This is a genomic window from Microbacterium karelineae (assembly GCF_009745985.1).
GTDB classification, from domain to species: Bacteria; Actinomycetota; Actinomycetes; order Actinomycetales; family Microbacteriaceae; genus Microbacterium; species Microbacterium karelineae.
On record NZ_WFIX01000171.1, the window covers coordinates 209,219 to 236,034 of the forward strand.

15 protein-coding genes are annotated in these 26,816 nt (G+C 73.7%); 7 read left to right on the plus strand and 8 right to left on the minus strand.

The genetic code is table 11. The annotated features are described in order from the left end of the window. Window positions 1-19: 19 nt before the first annotated feature. Both GB932_RS02330 and GB932_RS02335 read left to right on the plus strand, forming a co-directional pair. Window positions 20-1,024 carry an ABC transporter substrate-binding protein gene (locus GB932_RS02330; protein WP_156759111.1) on the plus strand — a complete coding sequence of 335 codons (1,005 nt, stop codon included), beginning with the start codon at window positions 20-22 and terminating at the stop codon, window positions 1,022-1,024. Window positions 1,025-1,031: 7 nt separating this feature from the next. Further along, entirely contained in the window at window positions 1,032-2,816 is a 1,785-nt protein-coding gene (locus tag GB932_RS02335; protein WP_156759112.1) for a siderophore-interacting protein, read from the plus strand. Window positions 2,817-2,864: 48 nt separating this feature from the next. On the opposite strand, the gene GB932_RS02340 is transcribed toward GB932_RS02335, so the two are convergent. The 6 genes from GB932_RS02340 to GB932_RS02365 all read right to left on the minus strand — a co-directional run bounded on the left by GB932_RS02340 (window position 2,865) and on the right by GB932_RS02365 (window position 9,015). Beyond that, entirely contained in the window at window positions 2,865-3,926 is a 1,062-nt protein-coding gene (locus GB932_RS02340; protein WP_156759113.1) for a Gfo/Idh/MocA family protein, read from the minus strand. After that, window positions 3,923-4,654, minus strand: coding sequence for a cupin domain-containing protein (locus GB932_RS02345; RefSeq protein ID WP_156759114.1), 732 nt, complete (start codon window positions 4,652-4,654; stop codon window positions 3,923-3,925). Before GB932_RS02345 ends, GB932_RS02340 begins: the two co-directional genes overlap by 4 nt. Then, complete coding sequence (locus GB932_RS02350; RefSeq protein ID WP_156759115.1) at window positions 4,651-5,781, minus strand: Gfo/Idh/MocA family protein; 1,131 nt, start codon at window positions 5,779-5,781, stop codon at window positions 4,651-4,653. Before GB932_RS02350 ends, GB932_RS02345 begins: the two co-directional genes overlap by 4 nt. A 61-nt stretch (window positions 5,782-5,842) precedes the next feature. Beyond that, a complete protein-coding gene (locus GB932_RS02355) occupies window positions 5,843-7,147 on the minus strand; it encodes an ABC transporter substrate-binding protein (protein WP_156759116.1) in 1,305 nt (434 codons plus the stop codon). 22 nt (window positions 7,148-7,169) lie between these two features. Continuing rightward, window positions 7,170-8,075 carry a carbohydrate ABC transporter permease gene (locus tag GB932_RS02360; protein WP_156759117.1) on the minus strand — a complete coding sequence of 302 codons (906 nt, stop codon included), beginning with the start codon at window positions 8,073-8,075 and terminating at the stop codon, window positions 7,170-7,172. Next, window positions 8,065-9,015: a carbohydrate ABC transporter permease gene (locus tag GB932_RS02365; RefSeq protein WP_156759118.1), complete on the minus strand. Its 951-nt coding sequence runs from the start codon at window positions 9,013-9,015 to the stop codon at window positions 8,065-8,067. The genes GB932_RS02360 and GB932_RS02365 overlap by 11 nt, the downstream gene beginning before the upstream one ends. Before the next feature lie 133 nt (window positions 9,016-9,148). Between GB932_RS02365 and GB932_RS02370 the strand changes: the two genes are divergently transcribed. Beyond that, window positions 9,149-10,147: a LacI family DNA-binding transcriptional regulator gene (locus GB932_RS02370; RefSeq protein ID WP_197517254.1), complete on the plus strand. Its 999-nt coding sequence runs from the start codon at window positions 9,149-9,151 to the stop codon at window positions 10,145-10,147. 2 nt (window positions 10,148-10,149) lie between these two features. Here GB932_RS02370 and GB932_RS02375 read toward each other — a convergent pair whose 3' ends face one another. Further along, window positions 10,150-22,929 (minus strand): non-ribosomal peptide synthetase, encoded by a 12,780-nt coding sequence (locus GB932_RS02375; protein WP_197517255.1) that lies wholly within the window; start codon window positions 22,927-22,929, stop codon window positions 10,150-10,152. A 141-nt stretch (window positions 22,930-23,070) separates the two neighbouring features. Here GB932_RS02375 and GB932_RS02380 point away from each other — a divergent pair, with 141 nt between their 5' ends. From GB932_RS02380 to GB932_RS02395, 4 genes are all read left to right on the plus strand, one after another. Continuing rightward, entirely contained in the window at window positions 23,071-23,295 is a 225-nt protein-coding gene (locus tag GB932_RS02380) for a phosphopantetheine-binding protein (RefSeq protein WP_156759121.1), read from the plus strand. A 97-nt stretch (window positions 23,296-23,392) separates the two neighbouring features. Continuing rightward, the gene (locus tag GB932_RS19120; RefSeq protein ID WP_197517256.1) at window positions 23,393-24,421 is read left to right on the plus strand and encodes a 4'-phosphopantetheinyl transferase family protein; all 1,029 of its coding nucleotides are present in this window, start codon (window positions 23,393-23,395) and stop codon (window positions 24,419-24,421) included. Between the two features lie 36 nt (window positions 24,422-24,457). Beyond that, the gene (locus GB932_RS02390) at window positions 24,458-25,807 is read left to right on the plus strand and encodes an MFS transporter (protein WP_156759122.1); all 1,350 of its coding nucleotides are present in this window, start codon (window positions 24,458-24,460) and stop codon (window positions 25,805-25,807) included. 130 nt (window positions 25,808-25,937) lie between these two features. Then, complete coding sequence (locus GB932_RS02395; RefSeq protein WP_156759123.1) at window positions 25,938-26,291, plus strand: YchJ family protein; 354 nt, start codon at window positions 25,938-25,940, stop codon at window positions 26,289-26,291. Window positions 26,292-26,366: 75 nt separating this feature from the next. On the opposite strand, the gene GB932_RS02400 is transcribed toward GB932_RS02395, so the two are convergent. Then, complete coding sequence (locus GB932_RS02400) at window positions 26,367-26,774, minus strand: dehydrogenase (protein ID WP_156759124.1); 408 nt, start codon at window positions 26,772-26,774, stop codon at window positions 26,367-26,369. Window positions 26,775-26,816 lie beyond the last annotated feature (42 nt).

Consider the following 26,816-nt stretch of genomic DNA (forward strand, 5'->3'; position numbering starts at 1 on the left):
TCCCCGCACAGGAGGTTCCATGCATCTCACCCGCACCATCCCCGCGCTGGCACTCGCCGGCGTCCTCGCCCTCGCGGGCTGCGCCGCTGACCAGGGCTCGGCCGCCGAGTCCGACGGCGCGCAGGCCGAGGAGACCGCTCCCGCCGAGCGCACCGTCACCACCGACTACGGCGACGTCGAGGTCCCCACCGACCCCCAGCGCGTCGTCGTGCTCAACTACGCCCTCGCCGGCTACCTGTACGACCTCGATGTCCCCGTCACCGCGACGATCCCCGAGGACGCGGATGCGACCGAGGGCGAATACTCGGAGTTCTGGGCCGACGAGGCCCAGGCGGCCGGCACCGAGTTCCTGCCCTGGAGCGTCGACGGCTTCGACCTCGAGGCCGTGCTCGCGGCCGACCCCGACCTCATCATCGGCGGCGGCATCGGCTTCCCGCTGTTCCAGGCCGAGGCCGTCTACGACGAGCTCAGCGATATCGCGCCGACGGTCCTCGTGAGCGGAAGCCTGTCGACGTGGCAGCAGCAGTTCGCGTTCCTCGCCGAGGACGTCTTCGACGCCCCCGAGGTGTACGCCGACGCCGTGACCGCGTATGAGGAGCGCGCGGCCGAGGTCGCCGACGCGATCACACCGCCCGAGGGCCCCGTCGCGCAGCTCGTCTTCACAGGCGACGGCACGCCGTACGGCCTGGTCGAGGATCTCGGCCTCCCGACGCAGTTCGCCGACGTCGGCATCGAGGTCGACACCGTCTTCGCCGACAACGATTTCGAGGTGTACGGAGGCGGCGGCGACATGTTCGAGCTGTCGACCGAGCAGGTCGGCCAGGTCTACACGCAGCCGACGCTGTTCGTGCTCGGCTTCAACGGTGACGTGATCGACATCGCGACCCTCGAGGAGAACCCCGTCTACGCGGCGCTGCCCGCGTTCGAGAGCGACAGCGTGCACCTGCTGCCGCACTGGACGCTCCGCGGCGACTACGACGAGGCGCTCGCCACGCTCGACATCCTCGAAGACCTCTTCGCCTGATCGACCGATGGCACGGCGACGCTTCACCACCCACCCGCTGGTCCTGCGCCGCGCCGAGGTGCGGCGCATCCGGGACATCACTCCCCGGATGCGCCGCATCACGCTCACGGGCGCGCAGCTGGGATCCTTCGAGAAGGACGGGACGACGCACCCGCCCTTCGTGTCGTCGGCCTTCGACGACCACATCAAGCTCATCTTCGCGGAGGGCGACATCGCGCCGGCCCTCCCCGTGCAGCTCCCGCACGGGATCGAGTGGACGGCGTCCGAGACCCGCCGCGCGCGCGACTACACGCCGCGCAACGTGACGGCAGACGGCTTCGACCTCGACTTCGTCATCCACGACGGCGGCGTCGCGTCGCGGTGGGCGCAGGAGGCGCGGCCGGGCGACGATCTCTGGTTCGTCGGCCCGAAGGCCTCGACCCAGGCGCCCGAGCACATCGACTGGATCCTGCTCGTCGCCGACGAGACGGGCCTGCCGGCGGTCGGGCGATTCCTCGACGAGCGGCCGATCGACGCCCCCGCGACGATCGTGCTGACGATCTCGGATCCGACGGCGCGGCAGGAGCTGGCCGTGCGCGCGGACGATCGCGTGGAGTGGATCCTCGCGGATCCGACCGACGGCGATGCGCTCGTGGCCGCCGTGCGCGCGCTGGGCCTCGCCGAGCGCCCCGATGTCGCCACGGGCTATGCCTGGTGCGGTGCCGAGAGCCGCGCTCTGCTGCCGTTGCGGCGCCATCTCTCGCGCGAGGTCGGCCTGCCGCGCGAGCGCCTCGACATCACCGGCTACTGGCACCACGAGGACGAGCACGAGGCGCCGGAGGATCCGGCCGCGGCGGGAGACGATGCGCACCCCGTTCCCGTGCCGTCACCTCGCGCCTGGTTCGTGGTGCGCGCGGCGCTGCAGGTGGGGCTGGTCGACGCGGTCGCCGCCTCGCCGGGCATCGCCCTCGCGGATGCCGCGACCGCGGTGGGCATCGACGCGGGACCGCTCGCTCCCCTGCTGGGCGACCTGCTCACGCATGGGATCCTCGCGGGCGACGCCGATGGGCTGCGCCTCGGCCCGGCGGGTGAGGAGCTCCTCGCCGACGAGCATGCGCGCGAGGTCTACGACGGCCTCGACAGCGAGATCCTCGCGAGCCTCGACGGTCTCGGCGACGCCCTCCGCTCCGGCACCTCGGCATGGAGCCGGCGCACGGGCGCGAGCTTCGCCGCACAGGCGGACGGCGACGCCGAGCTGCAGGAGGAGCTGCAGGAGGGCGGCGAGCAGCTCGCCTATCTGACGGACGGCCTCCTCGCCCACGCGGTGTGGGAGTCCGCTTCGCGCGTGCTCGTCGTGGGCCCCGGGTCGACACCGGTCGGCCTCGCGCTGCGCGGCCACCGCGCCGTCGCCGACGTCTCGATCGCGGAGCCGCGCGCGGGCCTCGCCGCCATCCGCGAGGACGTCGCGGGCGCGATCCCGACGCATCCGCTCGACGCGGTGTCCGCCGCCTCGCACGAGGCGGACGTCATCGTCCTCGCCCACGCGCTCGGGCACCGCACCGACGCCGAGGCGACCGAGCTGGTCGCGCGCGTGACGGGCATCGCACCGCGCCTGCTCGTGCTCGAGGCGTCGCGCCCCGATGCGCTCGCGGGCGCGTCTGCGCACACCGAGGTCCGCCACCTCGCCCTCACCGGATCCGCGCTGCGCGATGCCGACGCGATCTCGGCGCTCGCAGGCGCCCACGGCTGGCGTCGCGACGAGGTCGTCCCCCTCGGCTGGGGCGTGGAGGGCGTGCTCTTCACAGCGCGCTGAGCGCACCGAAGGCGGCGCGCGGGCTCCGGCCTGCGCGCCGCCCGCGCCTCAGGGGGCGAGGACGAGGGCGCCGTCCTGCGCCTGGAGGCTCATCTCCGCCGCCTTCAGCGCGTGGTCCTGCGTCATCGCCGTCTCGGTGCGGTCGAGGCAGTCGCGGATCAGCTGCCCGAAGAACGGGAAGCCCGTCATGCCGTTCGCGTCGAAGCGGTGCTGGCCCTCCTGGTTCACCAGCAGCACCTGTCCGCCGCCGTTGTCGGTGCCGATGTCGACGTACTTGCGGATCTCGATGTATCCGTCCGTGCCGAGGATCAGGGTGCGGCCGTCGCCGAACACCTCCAGCCCGTCGGGCGTGAACCAGTCCACCCGGACGTATCCCGTCGCGCCGTTGTCGAGCACGACGTGCGCGTCGCCGAAGTCCTGCAGCCCCGGCGTCTCGGCGTGCGCGTAGTTCGCGACGGTCGACGCCGTGATCCGCCCGCCCGACGCACCCGTGTAGTGCAGCATCTGCTCGAAGTTGTGGCTGCCGATGTCGCACAGGATCCCGCCGTACTGCGCCGGGTCGTAGAACCAGTCGGGCCGCCCGCCGCCGATGCGGTGGGGCCCGAAGCACACCACCTGCAGGACCCGGCCGATCGCGCCGCGCTCGATGAGCTGACCGGCGAGGATCGCCGCCTCGGAGTGCACCCGCTCGCCGTAGTAGACGGCGTACTTCCGACCCGTGCGAGCCGTCGCCTCGCGGACGGCCTCGAGCTGGGCGAACGTGGTCAGCGGCGCCTTGTCGACGAACGCGTCCTTCCCGGCCTCGATCGCGCGCAGCCCGATCGGCGCCCGCTCGGACGCGATCGCCGCGGACGCGACGAGCCGCACCTCGGGATCGTCGAGGATCTCCTGCTCGCTCGACGCGATCCGCACGCCCGGGTAGCGCTCGGCGAACTGCGCCGCGCGGGCGGGATCCGCGTCGTAGACCCACTTCGCGGTCGCGCCCGCCCCCGTCAGGCCGTCGGCCATGCCGAAGATGTGGCCGTGGTCGAGGCCGACCGCCGCGAAGACGAACTCCCCCGGCCCGACGACGGGATCCGGGAGGGGGTCGAAGGTGTACGGGCGGCTCATGCGGGGTTCTCCTCGGAATCGGTCACGTCGTATGCGCGGAGTCGGCCGCACATCCCGAAGGCGCGCTCGCCCGCGGCGGGCGCCGCCTGCTGCACGCGCGCATCGGACAGGTGCGCCACATCGCCGCGCGCGACGGCGTCGGACAGGGTGAGCGACCGCTCGGCCTGCGCCAGCGGGCGCTCGCGCACGATGTCGCCCCACGCCGCCGCGCGCTCGCGCACGAGCGCGCCGGCCGCCCGGTGGAACTCCTCGAGCGGGCCGCGGTCGCCCGCGACGACCGCGTCGCGGAGCGCCTCGAACCCCGCCACGGCGAGGTCCCGGCGGGCCGATGCGCGCGCGGCGCGGCCGTCCGCGTCGCCGAGCGACGCCGCCTCGGCATAGGATCCGGGATCCGCCACGACGTCCGCGGGGAAGGTCATGACCGCGTCGCCCGCCTCCGGCAGGCCGGCATCGCTCATGAGCACGACGACCTTCAGGTCCCCGCGGTTCACGGCCCGGTGGATCGTGCCGGGCGTGAACCACACGACATCGCCCGCTTCGAGCTCGGTCTCGCGGAAGCCCGCGCCGTCGATCGTCTGCAGCGCACCGCGCCCCGAGACGACGACATAGGCCTCGGTCGAGACGAGGTGCATGTGCGGGCTGCCGCCGCAGACGCCGTCGGGCGCCTCATCGCCGTAGATGTCGAGGTGCGACAGCGAGGTGCCGCCGGGGAAGGAGGAGCCGCTCATGTCGCGGCCTCCGCAAGCGAACGCTCCTTCTCGAAGAAGTGCGGCGCGTGCTCCACGAGGTACCCGGATCGGCGATACGGATCGTCGGCCTTCAGCGGCAGCGACACCAGCTCATGCTCGATACCCGCCTGGTAGATCGCCGTGACCACCTCGATCGCATTCCGGCCATCCACGCCGTCCGCGATCGGCGCACGGCCTTCGCGGATCGCCGCCAGCAGATCCCCGATCTGCCCCTCGTGACCGAGGTGTGCGAGCGGCTCCCGGCCCGCGACGAGCGCCTCGATCTCCGCCACGACATCCGGTGCCCCGCCCGCCGCAGGGAAACCGCCCCCACCCGCACGCTCCGCGATGACGTCCCACGGGTGCGAGACCCGGGCATGCTGGCCCTGGATGACGATCTCCTGCTCCTCGCCGTGGTGGACCACCGAGCTCGTCAGCTGGGCCAGGCCTCGCTCATAGCGGAACACCGCCACCGAGAGATCCTCGACCTCGCTGTTGTCGTGCTGTGCGTTGGCGAGCATCGCCGTGATCTCCGATGGCGACCCCAGCAGCCACAGCAGCAGATCGATGTGATGGATCGCGTGATTCAGCACGCATCCGCCGCCCTCCTTCTCCCACGTGCCCCGCCACCACAGGTCGTAGTACGACAGGCCCCGCCACCACGCCGAATCCACCCGCACATGCGAGACCGAGCCCAGCAGCCCCGAGTCCACGACGGTCTTCAGCGTCGCCAGATCGTCGCGGAAGCGGTTCTGCGCGACGACCGAGAGGATCCGGCCCGAGCGCTCCTGCGCGGCGAGCATCGCATCGCACTCCTCCAGCGACGGCGCCATCGGCTTCTCCACCAGCACATGCGCCCCGCCCTCCAGCGCCGCGATCGACAGCGCCGCATGCGTCGACGGCGGCGTGGCGATGCTCACCAGATCCAGCCCCGCCTCCGCGATCATCCGCGTCGGGTCGTCGTAGCCGGTCGCGCCCGTCAGGCCGAACTCCGCGGCCTTCTCCGCCGCCTTCCCTGGCACCACGTCCGCCAGAGCGACGATCTCGCACTCGCCTGGGAACGCCAGATACCCGTTGATGTGAGCGTTCGCGATCGAGCCCGTGCCGATGATTCCGATTCTGAGCATGCTCTCTTTCTCTCTCGTGAGGTGGCGGTCCCGGTCGCCAGGCCGGGACCGCCGGGTGTGGTCAGTTCGCCGCGTCGATGGCCGACTGCAGCTCCGCGATGACGCCCTCGGCGGCCTCCGCCGGGCTCATCCGTTCGAAGAGGACCTCCTGCATGTACCGAGTCATCACGGCGTCCTGCTCCGAGGACCCGCGCGGGTACGGATCAGGCGCGGCGCCGAGCCGGGGGATCGCGCTGTTCGAGTACTCGACGGCCTTGTCCTCTTCGGGCGTGAGGTCGTCGGCGATCAGCTCGAGCGTCGTCGACATCGCCGGCAGACCCCGCTCGGTGCCGATGATCTTCACCGCCTCGGGATCGTTGAGGAAGAAGTCGATGAGCAGCGCCGCCTCCGCAGGGTGCTCCGACTGCGATGACGCCGACCAGTACATGCCCGGCTTGAAGTAGTCGTAGGCCTCGACCCCGTCCGGCTCGGTCGGCAGCTCGAGCAGCTCGAGATTCGCGTCGGCCGCCTGCGTATAGGCCGACACCTGCGTCGCGTATACGACAGCGGATACGACGGCCCCCGTCGAGATCGGCAGCTGGTCGAGCGCGAGCCCGGACGTCTCGGCGAAGACCGACGCGGGAGCCGCGGCGCCGCTCGTCGTCATGTCGAGGGCCTTCTGGAAGAAGGCCGCGACCGTCTCGGGCGAGACCGCGACCGTGTCGCCTTCGAACAGCTCCTCTCCGTGCTGCCGCGCGAACAGGCTCAGCATGTGGCCGCCCGTCATGACGGACCCGCCGTAGACGCCGTCCGGCGCCGCCTCGCTGACCTCGAGCGCCCAGCTCTCGTACTCGTCGTAGGTCCAGCCTTCGGCGTCGGGCATGTCGACGCCGATCTCGTCGAGCAGGTCGGTGTTGACGGCGACCGTCAGGCTCGACGTCGAAACCGGTACGGCGTACAGGGCGTCGCCCCATGCCCCCATGTCGCGCACGCTGTCCTCCATACCGGCCAGATCGATGTCGAGATCGTCGAGCGGCGTGAGGGATCCGCGGCCCGCGTATTCGGCGAGGTACAGCAGATCCATCTGGATGACGTCGGGCGAGTTGCTGCCCGCCGTCGCGGTGGCGAGCTTCTCCCAGTACCCGGTCCAGTCGGCGAACTCGGGCTCGACCGTGATGTTCGGGTGCTCGTCCTCGAAGAGCGCGATGACCTCCTGCGTGCGCTGATGGCGGTTATCGCCGCCCCACCAGTACATCCGGAGAGTGACGGGTTCGTCGCTGAGTTCGGTGGAGACGTCCCCACCGGTTCCGAGCCCGCAGCCGGCGAGCCCGAGCGCGAGGGATCCGGCGACGATGCCGGCCCCGGCGCGGAGGATGTTGCGCTTCATGATTCTCCTGGGTTAGGCGGGCTCACTTGAGCCCGGTTGTGGCGATGCCTTTGATGAGGAACTTCTGCCCGAACGCGAAGATGAGCACGAGGGGGATGATCGACACGACGCTCATCGCGAACATCGCACCGAACGACGAGGACGACTGCGCGTCGATGAACGACCGCAGCGCGATCGGGACCGTGTAGTTGTCGGGGGTCGTGAGGAAGATGAGCTGTGAGAAGAAGTCATTCCACACCCAGATGAAGGTGAAGATCGTCGTCGTCGCGAGCGCCGGCATCATGAGGGGGAGCAGGATCTGGAAGAAGATCCGACCGTGGCCCGCCCCGTCGATGCGCGCCGCCTCGTCGAGCTCCTTCGGCAGGCCGCGGATGAACTGCACCATCAGGAAGACGAAGAACGCGTCGGTCGCGAGGAACTTCGGGACGATGAGCGGCAGGAACGAGTCGTTCAGCCCCAGCTGCGCCCACAGGATGTACTGCGGCACGATCACGACGTGGATCGGCAGCATGAGAGTGATGAGCATGTAGGCGAACGCGGGGCGCTGGAAGCGGAACCGCAGGCGGGCGAAGGCGTACGCCGCGAGCGAGCAGCTGAACAGGTTTCCGATGATCGAGCCGAGCACGATCACCCCCGAATTGAGCAGGTACTGCCCGAATGGCGTGCCGAGCGCGGTCCATCCGTAGGCGTAGTTCTCCCATTCGAACGTCGTCAGCAGAAGCGACGGGTTCGAGAAGATCGCGCCGTCCGGTCGGAGCGAGCTCACGACCATCCACAGCACGGGGTAGAGCGACACGATGACCATGACGATCATGACGGACTGGCGCGCCGCGGTGCCCCAGCGGGATCGGCTCGGCTGGCGATAGGGGCCGGCACCGCGCTTCTTCGGCGCGACGAGGGTTCGCGTGGTCGTGGGTTCAGTCGTCATAGTGCACCCAGTACTTCGAGAGCCAGAAGTTCACCGCGGTGAGCACCCCGATGATGATGAGGAGGAGCCAGGCGAGCGCCGAGGCGTAACCCATGCGGAACGAGCCGAAGCCCTCCTGATAGAGGTAGAGCGTGTAGAAGAGGAGCGAGTCGGCGGGGCCGCCTGTGCCACCCGACACGATGAACGCCTGTGTGAAGGCGGAGAACGAGTTGATGACCGCGAGCACGAGGTTGAAGAAGATGATCGGCGTCAGCAGCGGCAGCGTGATCGCGCGGAAACGCCACCACGCGGGGGCGCCGTCGGTCGCTGCGGCCTCGTACAGCTCGGCCGGGATCTGGCGGAGCCCTGCGAGGAAGATCACCATCGGCGAGCCGAACATCCACACGTGCAGCAGGATGATCGTGCTGAGCGAGGTCTCGGGGCTCCCGATCCAGCTCGTCGACGACTCGATGCCGATGAGCCCGAGCACCGCGTTGAGCAGCCCTTCGGCGCCGAAGATGAGCCGCCACAGCATGGCGATGGCCACCGAGGCGCCGAGCAGGCTCGGCAGATAGAACGCCGAGCGATAGAACGGCAGCCCTCGCATGCCCTTGTCGAGCATGACCGCCAGGCCGAGCGCGACCACGAGCTGAAGCGGCACTCCGATGAAGACGTACAGGAAGGTCACGAGGAGCGACTGGTGCAGCCGACTGTCGCCGATCATCCGGACGTAGTTGTCCAGACCCACCCAGTTCGGGTCCTGCAGCAGGTTGAAGTCGGTGAACGACAGGTACAGCGACATCAGGATCGGCCCGAGGGTCAGTGCGGCCGCCCCCAGGATGAAGGGCGCCAGGAAGACCAGCGCGGCGCGGTTGTCCGGCGCGGGCGGGCGCGAACCGCGCCCTCTCCGCCTGCCGCCCGCGCGGGCATGCGACATGCTCCGCAGCTCAGCGATGCTCATAGTCCGTGCATCCTCCTCGATGATCGGCCTCATTGCTTATACGTACTAGTAATACGTATAAGGTAGTATGCAGATGCCGGTCGACGACGTCAACCCCTGGATCGGACCGCGCCGAGCGGGAAGGATGAATCGCATGAGGAAGCGGGCGACGAGCCGCGACGTGGCACGACTGGCCGGCGTGTCCCAGGCGTCCGTATCGCTCGCTCTGAGCGGCAAGGCCGGTGTCTCCGACGCCACCCGGAGGCGGGTCGAGGAGGTCGCGGCCGAGCTGAACTACCGCCCCAATCTCGCGGCGCGCTCGATGCGCACCAACCGGACGGGCCGACTCGTCGTCGTGCTCCCCGTGGCGACGGCCATGAACCCCATGCCGCTGCTCGAGGGCGCCATCACGACGGCCGAGCAGGCCGGCTACTCCGTGGAGCTCGTGAGCCTGCCGGGCGGCCCGAAGGCACGGGAGGAGCGCGTGCACGAGCTGATCGATGCCGGCCAGCACGAGGGGATCCTGTCATTCACCCGGCTCGGATCCGCCCCCGCGACGGGCGAGACGAGCCCCGCGATCCTCTCCCTCACGGAGTTCGACGACAGCATGCGCGCCTCGGGGGAGCTCACGGATGCGAGCCCGATCGACGGCCTGATGGACGGCCTCGCGCAGCTCGGGCATCGGCGCTTCCTCCACATCGCCGGCGCGAGCTCCTATCCGACCGCCGTGGCGCGGGCGGATGCGTATCTCGCGGCGATCGGCAGGCTCGGCGCGCAGTCCCTCGGCGTCGTGGGTGACAGCTGGGATCCGCAGTCCGGCTACGACGCGATCGCTGCACTCGACGACGACGCGCCGCTGGCCGTCATCGCGGCCAACGACATGCTTGCGACGGGCGCGATCCGCGCCGCCGCCGCGCGCGGGTGGAGCATCCCGGGAGACATGAGCATCACGGGATGGGACGACGCCGACAGCAGCGCCTTCCTCCGCCCGTCGCTGACCTCGGTCGTGCAGGAGCGCGAGCTCCTCGGCGGCTACTCGATGCAGCGCCTCATCGCCATGCTCCAGGGCGGGCCGGAACCCACCCATCCGGACGGGTTCCAGCACATCGTCTGGCGTGAGTCGACGGCTCCCCCGGCGCCGTCACGCGCCTGATCTCAGCCGACGGCCTCGGCGCTCGTGCGGATCCAATCGGCGAGCGCGCGCACGGTCGGCCGCGCCAGCACCTCCGGCGCCGGCGCGAAGCGGCCCGTCGCCAGCTGGATCTCGCCGACGAGGCGCATCACGCGCAGCGAGTCGCCGCCGAGATCGAAGAACGCGTGGTCGATCGACGCGGGCTCCTCCCCCAGCACGCGCCCGAACGCGCCGATCAGCGTGCGGTCGAGCTCGTCGCGCGGCGGGTCTCCCTCCTCGAGCGGCGGCGGCGCCGGGAGCGCGGCGCGATCGAGCTTGCCGTTGACCGTGAGCGGGATCTCAGAGGTCACCACGAGCGCGGACGGCACGAGGTGCGCGGGGAGCGTCTCACGCAGTCGGTGCAGGGCCGCCTCGGCGTCGAATCCGTCCGCCGCCCGCACATACGCGACGAGCCGCGCCGCGCCGGCGCCGTCCCAGACATGCGCCGCGGCGCGCTCGACCCCCGCGCAGGCCTCGACGGCCGCCTCGACCTCGCCGAGCTCGATCCGGAATCCGCGCAGCTTCACCTGGTGGTCGGCGCGGCCGCGGTACTCCCACTCCCCGTCGGCCCGGCGCCGCACGAGATCGCCCGTGCGATAGGCCCGCGTGCCCGGAGGGCCGTACGGATCCGCCACGAACGCCGAGGCCGTGAGACCGCCGCGGCCCACGTATCCGTCGGCGACGCCGTCGCCCGACAGGTAGAGCTCGCCGACGGCGCCGACGGGCACCTCGCGCAGGCCCGAGTCGAGGATCCGCGCCACGGCGCCCTGCACGGGTCGGCCGAGGCAGGGCGTCTCGGACGCGGCGGCCGGCGATCCCATCGCGTTGATCGTGAACTCCGTGGGCCCGTAGAGGTCGTACCCCGTGACGCCCGGCTGCTCGCGCAGTCGGCGCCAGAGCGCCGCGGGGACGGCCTCACCGCCGAGCAGCACGAGCGACGGGTGGATCTCGCCGTCGAGCAGGCCGGCCGCGAGCAGCTCGCGCGCATACGAGGGCGTCACGTTGACGACGTCGATGCCGATGTCGCGGTAGTGCCGCACGAGCGCGTGCGGATCGAGGCGCGCGGTCTCGTCGATCACGTGCACCTCGTGGCCCGCGAGAAGCCACAGCAGCTCCTCCCACGACATGTCGAACGAGAACGACACCGTGTGGGCGACGCGCAGCACCCGCCCACCCGCCTCCGCGATCACGGGCGCGAAGATCTCGCGCCGGTGGTTGTGGAACATCGTCGTCAGCCCGCGGTGCGGCACCTGCACGCCCTTCGGGCGCCCCGTGGATCCGGAGGTGAAGATGAGGTACGCGGGCTGCCCCGCGTCGCGCGGACCCGACACGGCGGCGTCCGCGACGACGGGTGCCGGGGCCTGTCCCGTGAGCACATCGGAGACCTCGGGGTCGTCGAGGTGCAGCGGTTCGACGCCGGGCGCGCTCGCGTCGGCGGCGAGCGACGTCACGACGCCGCGCGCGCCCGCCTCCTCGAGGAGCATCCGCCGCCGAGCGGCGGGATACGCGAGGTCGATCGGCAGATAGGCGGCGCCCGCCCGCAGAACCGCGAAGATCGCCACGACGTGGTCCGCCGTGCGCGGGAGGGCGATCCCGACGACATCGCCCGCGCCCCAGCCGCGCGCGGCGAGCAGGCGCGCGAGGGCGTCGACGCGCTCGTCCAGTTGGCGCGCCGTGATGCTCTCCTCACCGCAGACGAGGCTCGTGCGATCGGGATGCCGGCGCGCGAGCCCGCGCAGCAGCGCGTCGACGCTGCCCTCGGGCTCGCCCGGCTCCGGCGCAGGCACCCGCTCCGGGGCGAACGCGGGCGGCGTCGGCGCCGCCGGCCCCGTCGCGTCCGCGACCATCGCCGTGTCCGGATCCGCTGGTGCCGTCATCTGCTCCAGGACGGCGACGAGGCGGTCGATCAGGCGCGCGGCCTCGGCGTCCGAGACGAGGTCGGGACGGTTCTCGATCGTGATCGCGGCACCGCCCGGCGCGGCCGGGTCGACATCGAGGGTGATCGCATAGTGGGTGCTGTCGCGCGCGCTCGCCTCACTCACACCGGCCGCCGCGAAGACGCCCCCCTCGCCGAGGTCGGCGCGCGGTGCGTTTCGGAAGACGAGGAGCGTGTCGAAGAGCCGCGCATGCCCGCTGATCCGTTGGATCTCGCTCAGGCCGAGGTGCTGGTGTGCGATCAGCCCGCCCTGCGCCGTGTGGGCGCGTCGCAGCACCTCGCCGATGCGCTCGCGCGGCGAGAGCGCGACCCGCACCGGCACGGTGTTGAGCGCGAGGCCGACGATGCGGTCGCCCCCGGGGACGTCGTCCGCGCGGCCCGAGACGGTGGATCCGAACACGACATCGTCGCGCCCCGTCGCCGCCCGCAGGGTGAGGGCCCAGGCGACCGCCACGGCCGTCGCGGGCGTCGCTCCCGCGACGGAGGCGGCCTCTGCGACGCGCGGCCACAGCCCCGCGGGAAGCGTCGCGCGGTGCCGGCGCGGCGGGACCGGCCGGCCCGCGTCGGCGCCCGCGAGGAGCGTCGGCTCCTCGAGCCCCGAGAGGTGCTCGCGCCACGCCTCGGCGGCGGCGGCCTGGTCGCGCGAGCGCACCGCCTGCACGTGATCCGCGAAGTCGGCGGGCGGCGCGAGCACGGCCTCGTCGAGGATGCGCGCGAGCGCCGGGTCGTCGTCCGCCGCACCCCAGCGGCGCGCCGCGGCGTGCAGCCGGAACAGCTCGTCGAGCAGGATCGTCTGCGACCATCCATCGCTGAGGATGTGGTGCTGCGTGAGGACGAGGCTCGCGAGCCGGCCGCCGTCGCGGATCGCCGCCAGGCGGATGAGCGGCGGACGCGCGGGGTCGAAGGGCTCGCGGAACTCGTCGTCCACGGCGCGCTCGACCTCGTCGGATCCCGCGACGTCGACGACGCGGAGGGGGATCCGCGGATCGCCCGGGACGACCTGCACGGGTCCGTCGAAGCCGGCGTGGCCGAAGCCCGCCGTGAGCGTCGGGTATCGGCGCGCGAGCGCGTCGGCCGCCGCCCGCCACGCGGCCGCGTCGAAGGCGGTGCCGCGGGCGACGTCGAAGCGGTGCTGCACGTTGTAGACCGCGGCCCCCTCGCCCTCCTCGAGCGCGGTCTCGAACAGGAGCCCCTCCTGCAGCGGCGCGAGCGGGAGCACGCGGCGCCAGCCGGGCATCCAGGCATCGAGCCGCGCGCGCTGGTCCGGCGTCGGCTCGAGGTCGGCCGCCGCGACGCGCGCGGCGCCGCCTGCGGTCGCCGCGACGGCACGGGACGCGATCTGCTCGGCGCTCGGCGCCGCGAATACGTCCGCGACCGCGATCGTCAGTCCGCGGGCGCGCAGCGCCGCGACGAGGCGCACCGACGAGATGCTGTCGCCGCCGAGCGCGAAGAACGACGTCGACGGATCCGGCACGGGCGCGCCGAGGACCTCCGCCATCGCCTCCGCGACGACGCCCGTCGCGCCGCGCGGCGCGACGGCGGACGCGGCGACGACCGGATCCGGCAGGGCGCGGCGATCGACCTTGCCGTTGAGTGTCGTCGGGATGCGGTCGGTGACCGTGATGATGCTCGGCACCATGTAGTCCGGCACGCGCTCGCCCGCGGCGCGCGCCACCTCGGTGGGCGTGGGGGCGGCGCCGTCGCGCGGCACGACGTAGCCGAGCAGGCGCGCGGATCCCGACGGATCCGGCCTGACGACGGCCGCGACGGCCGCGACGCCGGGCGCCTGCGCGAGGGCCGCCTCGACCTCGCCCAGCTCGATGCGGAAGCCGCGCACCTTGACCTGGTCGTCGACGCGGCGCACGAAGGCGAGCCCGTCGGGCAGAGCGCGCACGCGGTCGCCCGTGCGGTACATCCGGCGACCCGGATCCGCGGGGTCGGCGACGAATCGCTCGGCGGTGAGGGCCGGGCGGCCGAGGTAGCCGCGCACGATCTGCGCGCCGCCGAGGTACAGCTCGCCCTCGCATCCCTCGGGAACCTCGCGGAGCTCGTCATCGAGCACATGGGCCGTGACGCCCGCCCACGGCTCGCCGATGCGCACGGGCCGTCCCGTGCGGACCTCGGCGGTCGTCGCCCAGACGGTCGCCTCGGTGGGCCCGTACACGTTATGGGTCTCGGCGAGGCCCGCGGCGAGCGCCTCGGCGAGGTCGCCCGGGAGCGCCTCTCCGCCGACGAGGCCGCGCAGGCGCGCGAGGGCGGGGTCGCCCGGATCCGCGGTCTCCTGCAGCATGCGCCAGAGCGACGGCGTCGCCTGCAGGACATCGGCGCCGTGGAGCGCGAGGATCCCGCGCAGCGCCTCGGGATCGAGCACGCGCGCCCGGTCGGCGACGACGACGCTCGCGCCGATCGCGAGGGGCGCGACGAGCTCGAGGAAGGCGATGTCGAACGACACCGTCGTGACGGCGACGATCGTCTCGCCCTCCCGCACCCAGCCGCGCTCGGCGACGGTCGCGGCGAACGCGGCGGCGTTCGCCGCCGTGACCATGACGCCCTTGGGGCGCCCCGTGGATCCGGAGGTGTGGATCACGTACGCGAGCCGGTCGTCGGCGGCGGGAACGGCGGGGGCTTCCGCGGGGTCGGAGTCGTCGGCGAGGCGCGCGATGTCCACGGCGAGGATCCCCGTGGGCAGAGCGGCGCCCGCGCCGGGCGTCGTGAGGACGACGGAGGGCCGCGCGTCGTCGAGCATGACGGCGATCCGGTCGGCGGGGTAGGCGGGGTCGAGCGGCAGGTACGCCGCGCCCGCGCGGAGCACGCCGAGCAGCGCCGCGACGAGGTCGACGCCGCGCTCGGCGACGACGCCCACGATGTCGTCGGCGCCGATGCCGCGGGCGGCGAGGCCCGCCGCGATCGCGTCGACCCGATGTGAGAACTCGCCGTAGGTGAGCTTCCGGCGGCCATCGTCGACGGCCACGCGCCCGGGGGTGCGCCGCGCACGGTCGAGGATCCGCGCGGCGACGCTCTCGGGCCGCGTCCGGCGCGCGGGAGGCTGGGCGCGCTCTCCGCCCGCGAGGCGCAGCGCGGAGAGGGGCGCCTCGGGGGCGTCGGCGATCGCGGCGAGGGCCGCGACGATCGCATCGGCCATGCGCTCGGCCGTCGCGCGGTCGAACAGCGCGCCGTCGGCGACGAGCCGCAGGGACGCGCCGCGCGCCGTGCGCACGAACCAGACGCCCGCGTCGAAGCGCGCCGTCTCGGATCCGACCGGCCGCGGGATCGCGGTCAGCGGCCCGAGCGCGAACGGCTCCGGCGCGGCCTCATACGACACGAGGGTCTGGAACAGCGGCGAGCGCGCGGCGTCGCGTGAGACGACCCCGTCGGCCGTGGCCTGCTCGACGACCCGCTCGAAGGGCGCGTCGAGGTGGTCCCACGCGGCGAGCAGCGCGTCGCGCACGCGCCGCACGACGTCCTCGACCCGAGGATGCCCGGAGAGGTCGGCGCGCACGACGACGGTGTTGACGAGGTATCCGATCGCATCGTCGAGGGGCAGATCGCCGCCCTCGCGCAGCGAGACGGTGCTCCCGAGCGGGATGTCGGATCCGGCCCCGAGCGCGTTCCACGCGAGGGCGACGGCGGCCTGGGTGAGGACGAGGGGCGTCGCGCCCCACGCGGCCGCCCGGGCCCGGAGCCGCTCGCTCAGGGCGCCGAGGTCGCGCTCCACGGCGATGCCGACGTGGTCCGCGACCGCGCCGCGCGGGCGGTCGTAGGGCAGCTCGAGCTCCTCGGGGCAGCCATGGAGCGCGTCGCGCCAGTGCGCGAGGGCGGCCGTGCGCTCCGGCGTCGCGCGCTCCGCGCGGGCGAGGTCGCGCATCGTCGGCCGGTCCGCAAGTCGCGGCGCGGCGCCCGCGAGACGTGCGCGATAGGCGCGGTCGAGGTCGGCGAGGAGGGGCCCGAACGACGAGGCGTCGATCGCGATGTGGTGCACGACGATGCGCAGCAGGTGCGCATCGACGCCGAGGGGCGAGAGGATCGCGCGGGCGGGCGCCTCGGCGAGGATGTCGACGGGCGCGATAGGCGCATCCGCCGGGGCCTCGCGCCACTGCGCGGGATCCACGGGGAGCACTCGGGTCGTCGCCCCGCCGGATCCGTCGTCGGGATACGCCGTGCGCAGCACCTCGTGGTGCGCGACGATGTCGCCCCACGCGGCGCGAAGAGCGGAGACGTCGAGCGGCCCCTCGAGCCGCAGCGCCAGCGGCACATCGTAGGACGTGCTCGGCCCCTCGAGGCGGTGCAGGAACCACAGCCGCCGCTGCGCCGCCGAGACGTCGTGCGCAGGCGCGGCGGGAGCGGCCCCCTTCCGGTCGGCGGACGGTTCGACGCCCGGCAGCGCCGCGGCGGCGCCGATGCCGGCCGCACGGCCGGGAGCCGCGCCGAGGGATCCAGGCGCGATCTCGCGTGGCGACGCGCCGTGCCGATCGGGAGCGCTCATCGTCCCTGTCCCCAGGTCCGCGTCGGCCTCGATCTCGGCGACGGCGGCGAGCGCCGCGGGTGTGCGGGCGTCGAGCAGCTGCGGCACGTTCACGCGGACGCCGCGGCGGCGCAGGCGCCCGACGAGGCGCATCGCGACGAGCGAGTGCCCGCCCGCGGCGAAGAAGTCGTCGTCGACGCCGTAGCCGGGGGCGCCGAGCAGTTCGGCCAGCTCCCCCGCGATCGCCTCCGCCACGTCACGGGCCACACGCGGCCCGGGGATCCCGCCCGCGGCGGCAGGCGACGCGTCGGGCGTCTGCGCATGGGCCGCGGGAACAGCGGCCGGCGACGCATCGCCCGCCATCGCGCGGGCGGCCGACGGCGCCGCGCCACCGGTCCGCGCGCCTCCGGCGGTGGCGGCGCCCGCGGCCGGGATCGCCTCGCGCGCGGGCAGCGGCAGGTCCGGATCCGCGACGACGTCGGCGAGCAGCTCGCCGAGGCGATGGGCCCAGGCGTCCGCGACCGGGTCGGGCACCGCGCCGGCGTCGACCACGAGGAGGACCTCGAAGGCGTCTGACGGCGGCGCGACGACGGTGACGGGGAAGTGCGTGCCGCCGATGTTGTGCATGCGGTCGAGCCGCACGGCGTGGGTCTCGGGCTGCGCGAGCGCGCCCGCGGGGAAGTTCTCGAACACGACGAGGGAGTCGAACAGGGCTCCGCCGCCCGCCGTTCGCTCGATCTCCGCGAGGCCCAGCACGGCATCGTCGGAGGCGTCGTTCTGCTCGTCCTGCAGCGCCCGCAGCAGCTCGCCCCGCGAGGCGCCGGCCAGCCGTGCGCGCACCGGCACCGTGTTGGCGAACAGCCCGACCATCTCGTCGACGCCCGGCAGATGCACGGGGCGGCCCGCGACCGTCGCGCCGAAGACGACGTCGTCGCGGCCCGTGACATCGCGCAGGAGCAGCGCCCATGCGGCGCGGAGGGCGATGTTCGGCGTGACGCCGAGCTCGCGCGCGCGGGCGGCGAGGCGATCCGAGAGGTCGCCCGGGAGCGGTACGGGGACGGCGCGGGATCCGCCCCGCGCCGCGCGGGGTGCGACGATCGTCGCCGGTGCCGGCGCCGGGCCGAGGCGTGCGGCCCAGCGATCGGCGGCCGCCCCGCGGTCGACGCCCGCGAGCCAGCGCAGGTGGTCGGCGAAGTCGGGTGCGGATGCGAGGGATCCCTCCCCGTCGTTGAGGATCCGCAGCAGCTCGCGCAGCACGATGGGCGTCGACCACCCGTCGGTCAGCAGATGGTGCGTGGCGAGGATCACGCGCGTGCGCGCGGTGCCGTCGTCGTCCGCCGGCATCGCGATGACGCGCATCCGGTGCAACGGCGGCCGGGCGACGTCCCACGGCGTCTCGGCGAGCTCGCACTGCAGCTCGTCGGCGGCGCGCTCTGCGGCCTCGCGGGGCAGGTCGCGGAGATCGACGGCATCCCACTCCGGTTCCCCCGAACGGGGCACGAACGCGAGCGGCGCCTCGGCGGCCGCCGCGTCGAAGCCCGCACGCAGGTTCGCGTGACGGCGCAGCACGGCGCGGAACGCCGCGGCGACCGCGTCCGCGGAGACGGGCCCCGTCAGGTCGAGGCGCACGGCCAGACCGTACGCATCGGCGGACCCATCGGCCAGCGCGCGGAACAGCAGCCCTTCCTGCAGCGGCGAGAGGGGCATGATCCGCTCGAGCGCGCCGTGGCGGGCCTCGAGCGCATCGATCTCGCCCTGCGTCACGACCAGCCCCGCGTCCGCATCGCTCGGCGTGAGCCCGCCCTCGCTGCGGCGCGCGTGCGCGGCGAGAGCCGCGAGCGCGTCGATCCACATCGCCTGCAGCTCAGCGAGGTCGTCGCCCGAGAGCACCCCGCCCGCGGCGATCCACTCGCACGCCAGCTCCTCACCGGTGTCGCCGTCACGCAGGAACACGTTGAGGGCGAGCGCCTCGCCGAGCCGCTTCCGCGCCGGCTCGACGACCGCGAAGGGCTCCCCCTCCGGCGCCTCCACACCACCGGACGGGGCGCCTTCCGCGACGCGGCCGAGGTAGTTGAGGACGACGTCGGGCGCGCCGATCCGCGCCCCCGGGTCGAGGTGGCGCAGCACGGCGTACCCGACCCCGTCGGCGGGCAGAGCGCGGTGCGCCTCCTTCGCGGCGCGCAGCAGGCGTCCGGCGGCCTCCCCGCCCGATGTGTGCGCGGCGGGATCGGCGACCGGATCCGGCACGCGCACGGCGTATTCGCGGGTGAACCATCCGACGGTCTCGGAGTGGTCGCGGCCCGCCGCGTCGAGCTCGCGCCCGTGCGATTCGAGCAGGAGCGACCGCGGGGATCCCTCGCGCCCGCGTCGCGCGTCGAACCGCCGCAGCGCCGCGGTGGCCGCGGCGAGCAGCACCTCGGTCGCCGTCATCGCGTAGCGATCCGTCACCTCGCGCAGCAGGGTCCGTGTGACGGCGACGGGCACCGCCGTGACCTCGCGCCGGGCGGTCGCGACGGTGTCGCGCGCGTCGAGCGCGCGCGAGCCGAGCGGATCCTCGGTGCCCACGACATCGCGCCAGAATCCGATCTCCGCCCGGTGCGCGCCCGCCTCCGCGAGCGCCGCGAGGTGCGCGGCGTGCGAGCGCCAGGAACCCCCCGGAGCCGGTGGGCGCCACGCCTCACCCTGCCGGAGGGCGGCGCCGAGATCGGCGAGCAGCGCGCGCCACGACACGGCGTCGACGACCGCGTGGTGTGCGACGACGACGAGCGCGTCGCCGCCGCCCGGCCGCCCACCGCGCAGGAGCGCGATGCGGATCGTGTGCCCGCGCCACGGGTCGAGGCCGCCCGCGAGCTCCTCCGCGACGGCGCGGATCGTGGGATCCGTCGTCGCGATCCGCGCAGCGTGCACCCCCTCGCGGGCCACCACGACCTCGTCCGCTGAGACGGATCCCGGCTGGCGCACGATCGCGGTCGGCGCCTCGCCGCCGCGCAGGATGAGGCGCAGCGCGTCGTGGCGATCGAGGATCGCCGCGACGGCCGCACGCAGCGCCGAGTCGTGCGGCGGGTCGGGCAGTCCGACGACGGTCCACTGCGCGTAGGCGGCGATCGCGCGCGGATCCGGGTTCTGCGCGAGAAGGGAGCGCAGGATCGGCGGTGCGGCGACCTCGCCCACCGCGAGGTCCTCGGCCGCGTCCGCGGTCGCCGCCACGGCGCGCGCCGACGCGGCGAGCGCGCGCAGCGGGCGCCGCGAGAGGAGCTCGCGCGGGGGCGCCTCCCACCCGGCACGGCGGAGGCGGATGCTCGCCCCGATCGCCGTGATGCTGTCGCCGCCCAGGGTGAAGAAGTCGTCGTCGAGGGCGATCTCGTCGGATCCGGATCCGAGGGCGCCCGCGACCGCATCGGCGAACGCGCGTTCGGCGTCCGTGCGCTCCTCGATCGCCGCGGCCGCACGCGCGGGAGCCGGCAGGGATCCGCGGTCGATCTTCCCGTTGACCGTGCGCGGCAGCTCGTCGAGCACGACGACGTCGGCGGGCACGAGGTGGTCGGGGGCGATGGCGGCGAGGTGCGCGCGCACGCCACGCGCGTCGAGCGCCGCGCCCGTGGCGGGCACGACGTACCCGATGAGGCGCACGCGCGGATCCTCCCGGAGGGCCGCCGCCGACGCCGCGACGCCGGGTGCCGCGGCGAGAAGCGCCTCGACCTCGCCGAGCTCGACCCGGTGCCCGCGCACCTTGACCTGGTCGTCCGTCCGCCCCGCGAAGACGCAGCCCGTCTCGGGGCTCCACCGGACGATGTCGCCCGTGCGGTACATGCGCGCGCCGGGCGGGCCCCACGGGTCGGCGACGAAGCGCTCGGCTGTCAGAGCGGGGGCGCCGAGGTAGCCGCGCGCGAGCTGCGGGCCGGCGAGGAACAGCTCGCCCGGCTGGCCGTCCGCGACCGGCGCGAGGGCGGCGTCGAGGACGTAGGCGCGCACGGATCCGAGGGGGTCGCCGATCGGCACGGCGTCGGCGGCGTCGGCGAGCGCGGGCGGATCCGCGGGGTCGGTTCCGAGGGCATCGACCGTCGCCTCGGTGGGGCCGTAGAGGTTGATCGCCCCGACGCCCGCCGCGCGGAGGGCGCGCCACACGTGCGGGGAGGCGGCCTCGCCGCCGAGGACGACCGTCGTGGGGCCGTGCTCGAAGAGCCCCGCGTCGAGCAGCGCGGCGGCCATCGTCGGGGTCGTGTCGAACACGTCGATGCCGTCGGCGCGCACGGCATCGGCGAGGGCGAGGGCGTCACGGCACGCGGCGTCGTCGTAGACCCGCACCGTGTGGCCGCCGAACAGCCACAGCAGCTGGTCGATCGACGCGTCGAAGGCGAAGGAGGCGGTGTGGGCGACGCGCAGGGCGTCGCGCCCCGCCCGCCGGAGGGCGGCGGGGTGCGTGCGGTCGCGGTGGTGCGCGAGCAGGTGCGCCACCGCGCCCCGCGAGACCTGCACGCCCTTCGGGCGGCCCGTGGATCCCGAGGTGAACACGACATACGCGAGCTGGCCGGGATCCGGTTCGCTCGCCTCGAGCTCGCCCGCGCCGCGGAGCTCGTCGGGGGCGACGGCGTCGATGCCGAGCGGTGCCGCCTCCTCAGGGCGCGCGACGACGAGCGCGGGCGCCGACTGCGCGAGGATCGCGCGCGCCCGCTCGACGCCGTGCTCGGGATCGAGCACGACGAAGGCGGCACCCGCCGCCCACACCGCGAGGAGCGTCACGACGAGGTCCGCCGAGCGCCGGCCTGCGACCGCGACGAGCGTCTCCGGCCCGACCCCGCGCGCGGCGAGCGCCGCCGCGCGCTCCGCGACGGCGCGGCGCAGGTCGGGCGCCGTGAGCTCGCCGTCGTCGCCGACGACGAGCACGCGGTCGTCGATCCCCGCGAGGAGCGCGAGCGGGTCGACCGGATCCGCGGCGGGTCCCGGCGATCGGCGCGCGGCGATGACCCGCGCGTCCTCACCCGCGGCGCGCAGACTGAGGCTCCCGATCGGCGCGCCGGCGTCCGCGAGGAACGCGTCGAGGATCCTGCGGAAGCCGGCGAGGCGCACCTCGACCTCCTCGCGCGTATTGGTGCGCGCGTCGGCCTCGATGCCGAACAGCAGGCCTCCGTCCGGCTGCGGCGTGACGGCGAGGCCGAGGTCCTCCGGCGGCCCGCCCGCCACATTGCGCAGCATGCCGCGCGCGCCGTCGAAGTCGAGCGCGACGTCGAACGCCTTGAGGTTGATGCCGGCGCCGTGCAGCAGCCCGGCGACGGCGGGATCCACCTCGCGCGGCAGATCCTCGCCGCGGTACATCTGATGGCTCCGCAGTTCGCGCAGCGCGTCGGCGGTGCGGCGTGAGAGGCCCGCGATCGTGTCCTCGGGGCGCACGGCGAGCACGAGCGGCAGCACGTTGACCGCCATCGCGGGCGTCTTCAGTGCGGCCCGCCCCTCGCGGGCCATGAGGGGCGTCGCGATGACGATGTCCGTGCGGCCCGTCGTCCGGTGCAGGAAGGCGGCGTAGGCGGCGAATACGACATCGCCCCAGCTCGTGCCGAGGGCGCGCGCGGCGTCCTTCAGGCGCGCGAAGGCGGCGGCGTCCAGCGTCTCGCGCGCCGCGACGGTCCGGATCCGCGCGCCGCCCCCTGCCGGCTCCCGCGCCTCGATCATCGGCGCGGGGAGCGGCGTGAGGCGCTCGCGCCACCATGCGCGGTCCTCTTCGCGTCGCCCCGACGCGGCGTAGGCGGCATCGGCGGAGACGATGTCCGCCATCGTCGAGAAGCCCGACTCGGGCGGCGCCGTGCCGCGCCGCAGCGCCGTGTACCGCGCCGCGACCCGGCGCGTCATGAGGGCCGTGCTGTAGCCGTCGATGAGGAGGTGGTGGGCGAGCTGGATGCACCAGATGCGGCCGGGCGCGAGGCGGACGAGGCGGTGCACCGAGAGGGGCCGCTCGGTCATCCCGCGGCAGTCGGCCGCCATCCGTACGCGCTCCGCGTCGACCATCGCGCGGGCGATGAGCTCGGGATCCGCCTCGCCGCGCAGGTCGACGATGGGCGGCAGCTCGGGGATCTCGTCGCTCACGTACTGCGCGGGGCCGTCCGCCGTCTCGACGAACCTCAGCCGCATCGTCTCGGCGTCGCCGATCATGCCGCGGATCGCCGCCTGAAGCGCGTCGACATCGATCTCTCCCGGGCCGTCGATCTCTCCCGACGCATCGATCTCTCCCGGCGCGTCGATCTCTCCCGGCGCGTCGATCTCGAGCACCTCGCCGACCACGTAGTAGCCCGATTCGGGGTCGAGGCGCTGCGCGTTCCAGATGCCGCGCTGTGCCGCCGTCAGCGGGAGGAGGTCGAGGGAGGTCGCGGTCACAGTCGTCCCTTCCGGGCCCGTGAGGGTCCGCATGCGTGTGGTGGGCGATCCGGAAGCGCGATGCCGCGCACATCGGAGCGAGTAAGGTAAGCATTACCTAAGTAGACCCATCGCCGCAACCGCCGACCGAGGAGCGCCGCCATGACACGGATCGACCCCGCCCAGATCACCGCCGACATCGCCGAGACCCTCGGGGTACCTGCCGCCGAGGTCGCGCCCGACGACCGGCTCGACGACCTCGGACTCGATTCGATCCGCACCATGGAGCTCGTCGAACGCTGGCGAGCGGCCGGCATCGACATCGAGTTCGCCGACCTCGCCGCCGAGCGGGACGTCGCCGCGTGGATCGCCGTGCTCGCGCGGTGAACGCAGCGGTGGGGCCGTCGGGACCACTCGCGACGCGCGGGCGGGATCCCCTGACGCCCTGGGCCTCGCGGTGTGCGTCGCGCCCGGCGATGCTGCGATGACCGCGCCGGACATCGGCGGGATCCTTCCGCCCGGCATCGCATCCGCGTGGACGACCGGAGACGCGGTCGGGATCCTCGCGGAGCGAGTCAACACGAGCGACACGAGCGGCGCGGTGGGCGACCGGAGATCGGTGCGCAGAGCGGGGAACGGCGAGACGCGGGGCGGCGGCGCACGGGCCGGGGGGACACGCGACGACGGGACGCGGGCCGGAACGACCCTGGTCGCGGGCGCCAGGAACACCGGCGCGCCGCACACCGGGACACAGGACAGAGAGACGCGGGACGGAGGCGCGAGGCACGTCGGCGCGCCGCTCGCCGGGACACGGGACGATGAGACGACCGACAGAGGCGCGAGGAAAGCCGTTGCGCCGCACGGCGGCACGGCCGCGCGGCGCGCGTGCGCTGCGACGGTCGGCGGCGCCGGATCGCGACCCGACGCCGAGATGAGCGGGATCCTCGCGGAGGAGGCCCCGTTCATCGCCCGCGCCGTCCCGCGCCGCCGCGCCGAGTTCCAGGCCGCGCGGGCCTGCGCGCGGCGAGCGCTCGCCGATCTCGGCGAGCCGCCCGCGCCGATCCCGCCCGGTCACGACCGCGCCCCCGTCTGGCCGCGCGGCATCGTCGGCAGCCTCACGCACTGCGACGGATACCGCGCCGCGGCCGTCGCGCGGGCGGACCTCGTGGCCGCGATCGGCATCGACGCGGAGGTGCACGCTCCCCTGCCGGGAGACGTGGCCGAGCTGGTGTTCGCGGACGGCGACCGCGAGGCGCTCGCGCGGATCCGCTCGGCGCGGCCCGATGTGCACGCCGACCGTCTGCTGTTCAGCGCGAAGGAGAGCGTCTACAAGGCGTGGCATCCCCTCACCCGGGAGTGGCTCGGGTTCGAGGAGTGCCGCATCGACCTCTCCCCCGACGGCACGTTCCGGGCGCACGTCCTCCGCCCCGCCCCGGCGGAGCTGCGGGTGCTCGATGGACGCTGGGCCGTCGGCGGCGGCCACATCGTGACGGCGGTGATCGTGCCCGCGTGACGGCGCGGGCGTCGGATCCACGCGTACGCTGACCACGTGGCCCATCCCACGCGGATCCTCTGGATCGCGATCCTCGCGTCGTTCGTGTCGTTCCTCGACGGCACCGTCGTGAACGTCGCGCTGCCCGCGATCGACCGCGAGCTCGGCGGCGGGCTCGCGACGCAGCAGTGGGTCGTCGACGGCTACCTCATCACGCTCGGCGCGCTCATGCTCGTCGCGGGATCCGTCAGCGACGCGTTCGGCCGCGCGCTCGTGCTGCGCATCGGGCTCGTCGGATTCGGCATCGCGTCGCTCGCGATCGCGGCGGCGCCGGATCCGCTCTTCCTCGTGATCGCGCGGCTCGTGCAGGGCGCGGCCGGCGCCTTCCTCGTGCCGAGCTCGCTCGCGCTCATCACCTCGACGTTCTCGGGCGCCGCGCAGGCGAAGGCGATCGGCACCTGGACGTCGTTCACGACGGGCGCCATGGTCGTCGGCCCTGTCGTCGGCGGCGCGCTCGTCGACCTCGCGAGCTGGCGCCTGGCGTTCCTCATCAACGTCATACCGATCGGCGTCACGCTGTGGCTCGTGCGGGGTATCCGGGATCCTGAGCGACACCCCGATGCACGGATCGACGTGCTCGGCGCGGCGCTGTGCGCCCTCGGCCTCGGCGGGCTCGTGTTCGCCCTCATCGAGCAGCCGCGGCTCGGCTGGGGCCACCCCGCGATCGGCACGACGCTCGTCGGGGGCGCGGTGCTGTTCGCGCTGTTCCTGCTGCGGCAGCGCACGGCGCGGGCGCCGATCCTCCCCCTCGAGCTGTTCCGGGTGCGCAACTTCTGGACGGGCAACGTCGCGACGACCTTCGTGTACGCCGCCCTCGCGCTCAACGGCTTCGTCGTCGCGATCTACCTGCAGGAGGGCGCCGGGCTCTCGGCCACCCTCGCGGGGCTCGCGAGCCTGCCCATCACGATCCTCATGATCCTGCTGAGCTCGCGCGTCGGCGCCCTCGCGGGGCGGTGGGGCGCGCGGGCGTTCATGGCGGTCGGTCCGCTGCTGATGGCGGGCGGGTCCCTCCTGCTGCTGACCGTCGCACCCGACTTCGACTACTGGTGGCAGGTCCTGCCGTCGATGGTCGTCTTCGGGCTCGGACTGTCGATCACGGTCGCGCCGCTGACCTCGACGATCCTCGGGGCGATCGGCCCGGAGCGCAGCGGCATCGCGAGCGCCGTCAACAACGCGATCTCGCGCGTCGCGGGGCTCATCGCCGTGGCCATGATCGGCACGATCGTCGGCGGCACCCTCGACCTCGAGGGCTTCCACCGGGCGTGCCTCGTCGTGTCCGCGCTGCTCGCCGCGGGCGGCGTCGTGTCGTGGCTCGGGATCCGCGACCCCGCCCGCGAGGCGGCGTAGGGCCCGCGCCCATCCCCCGGAGAATCGCCGAACCGCCGGATCCGCACGGCCCCGCCGATCCGAGGAATCGACGGATCCCCGGCGTATCGGGCGGGCGCATTCCGCGGATCCGGCGCGAGAGAATGGACGCATGGAGACGTGCCCCTGCGGATCGGCGGACTACGACGCGTGCTGCGGCCCCCTGCACCGCGGCGAGCGCTCGGCCGCGACGCCCGAGGAGCTCATGCGCTCGCGCTATTCGGCCTTCGCGAAGCGGGATCCGTTCCATCTCGCGCGTACCTGGCATCCGCGCACGCGGCCGGACGACGTGTCGGCGGATCCATCGATCCGCTGGACGGGCCTCGAGATTCTGGGATCTGCCGACGACACGGTCGACTTCATCGCGCGCTACGAGGACCGCGAAGGTCCGGGCGAGCTCCGCGAGCATTCTCGCTTCGCGCGCCGCGCCGGGAGGTGGGTGTACGTCGACGGCGATGTCTTGTGATCCGCTCGTACGGATCGGCGCTCCCGCGGGCGTGGGCGCCGGATCGGGCTTCTCGCCGCGGATCCGCCCGACCCGCTACGCCTCGAGCGCGCGCAGCAGCTCGCCCGGGGGCGCCTGCATCGGGTGGGGCCCTGCGATGTCGAGGAACACCGTCGTGATGGTGTCGCGGTACTGCTTCAGGAACGCCTCGAGCCACGCCGGCGAGTAGGCCGCGACAGCCGGCGGGAGGTTCTCGGGCTTGTTTCGCGCATCGCTGAACAGCAGCAGCGCGACATCGCCCGTCTTCGGGTCGCGGAAGGTCCACACCTCGCCCGAATCGAGCGGGTTGTCGCGCGCGCCCGGTTTGATGAGCGGAACGATCGTGTTGCCGTTGCGCAACGCCAGCGCGACGGCGGCCATGTCCTGCTTCTCGAGCGCCTGCGCGAGCGCCTCAGAGCGGAACTCCGCAGGATCCGCCGCCTTCTTGCCTCGCTTCTTGGCCATAGATCCAGCGTACGTGCGGGACGGAACGGGTCACGAATCGCG

Bases quoted from the DNA above. Each gene is read 5' to 3' on its own strand.
- GB932_RS02330 (WP_156759111.1), top strand. From the start codon at position 20: ATGCATCTCACCCGCACCATCCCCGCGCTGGCACTCGCCGGCGTCCTC.
- GB932_RS02335 (WP_156759112.1), top strand. From the start codon at position 1,032: ATGGCACGGCGACGCTTCACCACCCACCCGCTGGTCCTGCGCCGCGCC.
- GB932_RS02340 (WP_156759113.1), bottom strand. From the start codon at position 3,926: ATGAGCCGCCCGTACACCTTCGACCCCCTCCCGGATCCCGTCGTCGGG.
- GB932_RS02345 (WP_156759114.1), bottom strand. From the start codon at position 4,654: ATGAGCGGCTCCTCCTTCCCCGGCGGCACCTCGCTGTCGCACCTCGAC.
- GB932_RS02350 (WP_156759115.1), bottom strand. From the start codon at position 5,781: ATGCTCAGAATCGGAATCATCGGCACGGGCTCGATCGCGAACGCTCAC.
- GB932_RS02355 (WP_156759116.1), bottom strand. From the start codon at position 7,147: ATGAAGCGCAACATCCTCCGCGCCGGGGCCGGCATCGTCGCCGGATCC.
- GB932_RS02360 (WP_156759117.1), bottom strand. From the start codon at position 8,075: ATGACGACTGAACCCACGACCACGCGAACCCTCGTCGCGCCGAAGAAG.
- GB932_RS02365 (WP_156759118.1), bottom strand. From the start codon at position 9,015: ATGAGCATCGCTGAGCTGCGGAGCATGTCGCATGCCCGCGCGGGCGGC.
- GB932_RS02370 (WP_197517254.1), top strand. From the start codon at position 9,149: ATGAGGAAGCGGGCGACGAGCCGCGACGTGGCACGACTGGCCGGCGTG.
- GB932_RS02380 (WP_156759121.1), top strand. From the start codon at position 23,071: ATGACACGGATCGACCCCGCCCAGATCACCGCCGACATCGCCGAGACC.
- GB932_RS19120 (WP_197517256.1), top strand. From the start codon at position 23,393: ATGACCGCGCCGGACATCGGCGGGATCCTTCCGCCCGGCATCGCATCC.
- GB932_RS02395 (WP_156759123.1), top strand. From the start codon at position 25,938: ATGGAGACGTGCCCCTGCGGATCGGCGGACTACGACGCGTGCTGCGGC.
- GB932_RS02400 (WP_156759124.1), bottom strand. From the start codon at position 26,774: ATGGCCAAGAAGCGAGGCAAGAAGGCGGCGGATCCTGCGGAGTTCCGC.